Below are 6,632 nucleotides of genomic sequence, written 5' to 3'. Positions count from 1 at the left end.
TCCCAGGCCCCGTCGGCCGACGGGCTGGCTCTCGTGCCCGGGGCGGCCCCGCCCGATCCCACGACCGTCCCCGACGAGGTGCTCCCGGACACCGCACCGGCGGCAGGGCAGGACGACGACTCCACGGCGGACCAGCCGTCCCGCGGCGCGGGTACCGGTCGGGCGACGAACCCCGTCCGCCCGGCTCCCGACCCGGCCGCTCCTCCCGTGGTGCCACCGGTGGAGCCGGTCGAACCGCCCTCCGAGCCTGTCGACCCGCCGGTGGACCCGGAGCCTCCGGTGACCCCACCGGTGGACCCGGAACCTCCGGTGGACCCACCGGTCGACCCAGAACCCCCGGTCGACCCTGTCGACCCGGAGCTCGCCGCGCCGACCCTCGTGGCCCCGCCTGTGGGTGAGCTGGTCTTCCTGCCCGAGCTCTCGGGCACGGGCGAGCCCGGCGCGATCGTGACGGTGTCGGCGACCAGCCACGGAACCTCTGCCGTGGTGGCCAGTGCGGACGTCGCGCCCGACGGCACGTGGCGAGCGACGCCGTCGGGAAGCGCGACCGTGTGGGAGACGCTCACCGTGACGCAGGAGCGCAACGGCACCACCTCCGAGGCGACGAACGTCCCGGGGCCGTTCACGTTCCTGCTGCCGACGATCCTCGCTCCCACCGACGGCGGGTCGATCCCGTGGGGGCCGTCCGTCACGGTGCGCATCGACGGGCGCGCCGGACTCACGACCGAGGCGTTCCTCGACGGTCGGTCCACCGGCAACCTGCACACCATGTCGGGCAGGCCGATCGACCTGGTCGCCTCGGGTCTCGACCCGGGGCAGCACACGCTCGGGCTGCGCTACGTCGACCGGGCGACGGGCGCCGTCGGGCCGGTCGTGACCTCGACGTTCACGATCGACCAGCCACCGAGCTAGTCGGCCGGGCGGCGGACCACGGTCACCGGGCACGAGGCGTACTCGACGGCCTGGCGGCTGACCGAGCCCAGCAGGAGGCGGTCGAACCCGCCCGTCCCCCGGTTGCCGACGACCAGGCGCTCGGCGCCCTCGGCCGCCTCGATGAGCCCCTTCGCAGGGTGGGCGTGCACGACGCTGCGGCGGACCTGGTCCTCGGGCAGGTCCACGCCTGCGGCCTCGAGCGCGCGGTCGAGCTGCTCGCCGGCGAACTTCTCGTAGTCGTCGACGGGCGGGGTCCAGCCCCACGAGTCGGGCAGCGGGGCCAGCGTGACGATCTGCCAGCAGAACACCGCGTCCAGGACGGTGCCCGTGCGCCGGACCACCTCGAGCCCGTGGCGCAGCGCGTGCACCGACGTGCGCGAGCCGTCGACGCCCACGACGACGCGCGAAGGCGCGTCGGCCGCGGCCGGGGCTCCGGCGTCGTCCGCCGCGTCGCCGTCGGCGGGACGCACGACCGTGACCGGGACCTGCGTCGCGCCCTGGACCACGGCCGACGACACCGAACCCAGCACCAGCCGACCCAGGCGCCCCAGCCCACGGCTGCCCACGACGAGCATCTCCGAGTGCTCCGCACGGGCCAGCAGCGCGGTGGCCGCCGAGCCCTGGACCTGCTCCGCGTGCGTGACGACCTCGACGCCCGTACGGTGGCGGGCCTCGTCCAGGAGGGTCAGGACCTGGTCCTGCTTGAGGTCCGCGAGGTGGCTGAAGTCGGCCGGCTCCGAGGGGCGCGGACCGTCCTTCCAAGAAGGTTCCCAGGCGAGGACCGCGGTGAGCGGCACGCCTCGCGAACCTGCCTCGACGAGGGCCCAGTCGAGGGCTTCCTGGGACTGGACCGATCCGTCCACACCGACGACCACGTCACTCATCGACGTCACCTGCTCTCTCGTTCGACGACCGTCCAGCGCTCCTGTGCGCCGTCCGCACCTCCATCTTCGCCGGTCCTGCGGGCGACGTCACGCCTGGGCGTGTCTGCTTGATCACGAGGGACCGTCAGCATCGCCGGGACCGTGCCACGACCTCAGAAGCGCGGCCCGTCGTCGCCGTGCAGGAGGTTGCGGATCGGGGCCGTCGAGATGTCCACGCGGTCCACGAGGTCCGCTGGCCCGGACACGATCACGGCCCGGTCGGCGAGCGGCACGTACACCGCGACCGTGGCCCGGACGGCGACCCGGACGCACGGGTGCGAGACGTCGTCGACCACGAAGGCCGTGTGCTGGAGGGGAGCCTTGTCGACCTCCTCCACGATGGCCCGCATCGCGGACCGGTAGTCCTGGTACGCGTCGGCGAAGTCGGCGCCGGTCGGCCCCTCGGTACCGTCGGGGGCGTCGTTGTGCAGGGGAGCGGCGAGGGCACCGCTGAGCGCGGCCCGCACGATGTCCTCGACCTGCTGCGGGTCGTCCGTCCCGACGCGGAGCGTCTCGACGTCGACCGCCTCGCCGACGAACGACACGTACGCGCGCAGGAAGCGCTCCTCGGTCGGGTCGCGGTCGTCGCCCCCCGTCCCGGTGACGGTCTCCTCCTCGAGGTCCAGGCCCCACATGAGCGGGTCCGTGATCTCGCCGACGACACCGCTGAAGCGGGCGAAGCGCGCGACGATCTGCTCCCACGACTCGTGGGCTCCTGCTGGTTCGTCCGGCTTGTGCATCGTCCTCCCTCGGACTGGCGCGTGCCCCTGCCTCGAGACTGCCCCTGTGGCGTCCTGGGGTCAACGATGCTGGCGGCGCGTCCGTCGCGCACGTCGGGAGCGGGTGAGTCCGGTCGGCGGAACGTGTGGTCCGCCCGCCGGGACGACGCCCTGGTCTGCGACGACGCGTGCCAGCCTCTGGGGATGACCCAGGGGAGCACGCAGCCTGAGCGGCGTCCCACGAGGCGTCGACGACGCCGCGGCCCCGGCTGGGTGCCCGACCAGCACGGCGCGTGGGCGATGCTCGCCGTGCCGCTGCTGGTCGGGGTCTTCCTCGGCAGCCCGGCCTGGGTGCACGTGCCCCTCGCCGCGCTGTGGTTCGTCGGGTACTTCGCGTTCTTCGCGACCGGCCTGTGGTTGAAGTCCCGCTTCAAGGCGCGCTGGTGGCCGCCAGTGCGGGCGTACGGGATCGCGACGGTCGTCCCAGCCGTCGCGGTCCTGCTCCTGCGCCCCGACCTCCTGGCGTGGGTGCCGCTCTTCGCCCCGCTCGTCGCGGTGAGCCTGTGGAGCTCCTACCGGCGCAGCGAGCGCTCGCTGCTCAACGACGGCGCCACGGTCCTCGCGGCGTGCCTCATGCTGCCGGTCGCGTTCGCGGCGGGCGTGGGCCCCGGCGCGCGGCCCGGCGCGGCGTGGCCCGGCGTCTGGCCGCTCATGCCCCTGCCCGACGGCGTCACGGGCGTCGCGGGGATCGGGTGGCTCCAGGTGTGGGCGCTGTTCGTGGTCGTGCTGGCGTACTTCGCGGGGACGATCCTGTACGTCAAGACGCTGATCCGTGAGCGCGGCGAGCGCTCCTACCTCGTCGCCTCGGTGGTCTACCACCTGGCGGCCGGCGTGGTCGCGTCCGCCGCCCTCGCGGCGGCCGGGCTCGTGTGGTGGCCCGCGGCCGCGCTGTTCGCGGGGCTCACGGTGCGTGCGGTCTGGGTGCCGCGCACGCAGGCGACGCCGATGCAGTTCGGGATGGGCGAGGTCGTGGCGAGCGTTCTCGTGACGGTCGTGGTCCTCGTGCTGCCGCAGACGTTCGAGGCGGTCGGGTCCGGCGCGTCGGGCGCCGTCGGGGCGGGAGGGTCGGTCGCCGTGGGTGCGGGCGGCCAGGGTGGCCTAGAGGCGGGCGCCGCGTCGACCGTGGTGCCCTGACCTCGCGTTTCGGTCATCCCCACCTCGCCTAACGGTCACCGGCGGGCGGAACGGACAGCCTCCGGACACTGGTCGCGGTCCTGCCGAAGGTCACGGAGCGAGCCCCTCGTCACGCCCCTGGCGAACAAGGGCATATCCGTGGGGTCGGCCCCGTTGGTCCCGGATAGAGTCGTTGCGGTCAGGCCTGAGCACCACCGGTGCGGGTGTACGCCGCTCGTGAGGAGCAGCACATGTTCGAGAGATTTACCGACCGAGCCCGTCGGGTCGTCGTCCTTGCCCAAGAAGAGGCACGGATGCTCAACCACAACTACATCGGCACCGAGCACATCCTGCTCGGCCTCATCCACGAGGGAGAGGGAGTCGCAGCCAAGGCGCTGGAGTCCCTCAACATCTCCCTCGACGGTGTGCGCTCGCAGGTCACCGAGATCATCGGCGAGGGCCAGCAGGCCCCCAGCGGGCACATCCCGTTCACGCCGCGCGCCAAGAAGGTCCTGGAGCTCTCGCTCCGCGAGGCCCTTCAGCTCGGCCACAACTACATCGGCACCGAGCACATCCTGCTCGGGCTCATCCGTGAGGGAGAGGGTGTCGCAGCCCAGGTCCTCACGAAGATGGGCGCCGACCTCAACCGCGTGCGCCAGCAGGTGATCCAGCTGCTGTCCGGGTACCAGGGCAAGGAGCCCGTCGCCGCGGGCGGCCCTGCCGAGGGCCAGCCTTCCGGCTCGGCCGTGCTCGACCAGTTCGGCCGCAACCTCACGCAGGCCGCACGCGAGGGCAAGCTCGACCCCGTCATCGGACGCACCTCGGAGATCGAGCGCGTCATGCAGGTCCTGTCGCGCCGCACCAAGAACAACCCGGTGCTGATCGGTGAGCCGGGCGTCGGCAAGACGGCCGTCGTCGAGGGCCTCGCCCAGGACATCGTCCGGGGCGACGTGCCGGAGACGCTCAAGGACAAGCAGCTCTACACGCTGGACCTCGGCGCCCTGGTCGCCGGGTCCCGCTACCGCGGTGACTTCGAGGAGCGCCTGAAGAAGGTCCTCAAGGAGATCCGCACGCGCGGCGACATCATCCTGTTCATCGACGAGATCCACACGCTCGTCGGTGCGGGTGCTGCCGAGGGCGCGATCGACGCGGCGAGCATCCTCAAGCCGATGCTGGCTCGTGGCGAGCTCCAGACCATCGGTGCGACCACGCTCGACGAGTACCGCAAGCACATCGAGAAGGACCCGGCCCTGGAGCGTCGTTTCCAGCCGATCCTCGTCTCGGAGCCGAGCCTGCCGCACGCGATCGAGATCCTCAAGGGTCTGCGCGACCGCTACGAGGCGCACCACCGCGTGTCCATCACGGACGCCGCGCTGGTGGCTGCCGCGACGCTGGCCGACCGGTACATCAACGACCGGTACCTGCCGGACAAGGCGATCGACCTGGTCGACGAGGCCGGCGCGCGTCTGCGCATCCGTCGCATGACCGCCCCGCCGGAGCTCAAGGAGCTCGACGAGCAGATCGCCGAGGCGCGTCGCGACAAGGAGTCCGCGATCGACGAGCAGGACTTCGAGAAGGCCGCGCGTCTGCGCGACACCGAGAAGCAGCTCACGCAGCAGCGCGCGGACAAGGAGAAGGCCTGGAAGGCCGGAGACCTGGACACCGTCGCCGAGGTGGACGAGGACCTGATCGCCGAGGTGCTCGCGATGTCGACCGGCATCCCGGTGCTCAAGCTCACCGAGCAGGAGTCGTCGCGCCTGCTGAAGATGGAGGACGAGCTGCACAAGCGCGTCGTCGGCCAGGAGACGGCCATCAAGGCGCTCTCCCAGGCGATCCGCCGCACGCGTGCAGGCCTCAAGGACCCCAAGCGTCCCGGTGGCTCGTTCATCTTCGCCGGCCCCACGGGCGTCGGTAAGACCGAGCTGGCCAAGGCGCTCGCCGAGTTCCTCTTCGGGGACGAGGAAGCGCTCATCCAGCTCGACATGTCGGAGTTCTCGGAGAAGCACACGGTCTCGCGTCTCTTCGGTTCGCCTCCCGGCTACGTCGGTTACGACGAGGGTGGCCAGCTGACGGAGAAGGTCCGTCGTCGTCCGTTCTCCGTGGTCCTGTTCGACGAGGTGGAGAAGGCGCACGCCGACATCTTCAACTCGCTCCTGCAGATCCTCGAGGATGGTCGCCTGACCGACTCGCAGGGCCGCGTGGTGGACTTCAAGAACACCGTCATCATCATGACCACGAACCTCGGTACGCGGGACATCGCCAAGGGCCTGCAGACCGGCTTCAACGCCGGCGGCGACCTGGTGACGAGCTACGACCGCATGAAGGCCAAGGTGAACGACGAGCTGAAGCAGCACTTCCGCCCCGAGTTCCTCAACCGCGTCGACGACGTGGTGGTCTTCCCGCAGCTCTCGCAGACCGAGATCGTCCAGATCGTCGACCTGATGATCGCCAAGCTGGACAAGCGCCTGCGCGACAAGGACATGGGCATCGAGCTCACGACCGCCGCGAAGGCACTGCTGGCCGAGAAGGGCTACGACCCGGTCCTCGGCGCTCGTCCGCTGCGTCGCGCGATCCAGCGCGACATCGAGGACGTGCTGTCCGAGAAGATCCTGTTCGGCGAGCTCAAGGCCGGTCAGATCGTCCTGGTCGACGCCGAGGGCGAGGGCCTGCTGGGCGAGTTCACGTTCCGTGGCGTCTCCAAGGACGACCACGAGCGTGGCCCGGTGAGCGTCGCCGCGACGGCAGCGCTCAACGCCCCCGCGGGCATCTCGACGGCCGACCTCCCGCCGACCGGCGAGCTGCAGGCCGGCGCGGAGTGATCCTCCCGGCAGCCATCGGCTGTCGATCCCCGGTCGTCTGACGCCGACCGGCTCGAAGGGCCCCC

Annotated in this window: 5 protein-coding genes; 3 read left to right on the top strand and 2 right to left on the bottom strand. The window is 71.5% G+C overall.

All coding sequences use genetic code 11. From position 1 onward, the window contains the following. The coding region (locus H9652_RS12035) for an Ig-like domain-containing protein (RefSeq protein ID WP_404822023.1) at positions 1-912 on the top strand (912 nt) is incomplete at its 5' end. Here the strand turns inward: H9652_RS12035 and H9652_RS12030 are convergent. Both H9652_RS12030 and H9652_RS12025 read right to left on the bottom strand, forming a co-directional pair. Next, complete coding sequence (locus tag H9652_RS12030; protein ID WP_191796459.1) at positions 909-1,817, bottom strand: universal stress protein; 909 nt, start codon at positions 1,815-1,817, stop codon at positions 909-911. The two genes, H9652_RS12035 and H9652_RS12030, sit on opposite strands and share 4 nt — an antisense overlap. 152 nt (positions 1,818-1,969) lie before the next feature. Further along, on the bottom strand, positions 1,970-2,596 hold the full coding sequence (locus H9652_RS12025) for a hypothetical protein (RefSeq protein WP_191796458.1): 627 nt from the start codon (positions 2,594-2,596) through the stop codon (positions 1,970-1,972). 183 nt (positions 2,597-2,779) lie between these two features. Here H9652_RS12025 and H9652_RS12020 point away from each other — a divergent pair, with 183 nt between their 5' ends. Together H9652_RS12020 and H9652_RS12015 are read left to right on the top strand one after the other, a co-directional pair. Then, positions 2,780-3,769 (top strand): YwiC-like family protein, encoded by a 990-nt coding sequence (locus tag H9652_RS12020; protein WP_191796457.1) that lies wholly within the window; start codon positions 2,780-2,782, stop codon positions 3,767-3,769. Between the two features lie 230 nt (positions 3,770-3,999). Continuing rightward, positions 4,000-6,567 (top strand): ATP-dependent Clp protease ATP-binding subunit, encoded by a 2,568-nt coding sequence (locus H9652_RS12015; RefSeq protein WP_138825941.1) that lies wholly within the window; start codon positions 4,000-4,002, stop codon positions 6,565-6,567. The last annotated feature ends 65 nt before the right edge of the window (positions 6,568-6,632 follow it).

Origin of the sequence: Oerskovia rustica (genome assembly GCF_014836555.1) — a bacterium.
Taxonomy (GTDB): Bacteria; Actinomycetota; Actinomycetes; order Actinomycetales; family Cellulomonadaceae; genus Oerskovia; species Oerskovia rustica.
Note: the sequence above shows the minus strand (reverse complement) of the source record. Positions and strands in the feature narration are given on the sequence as shown.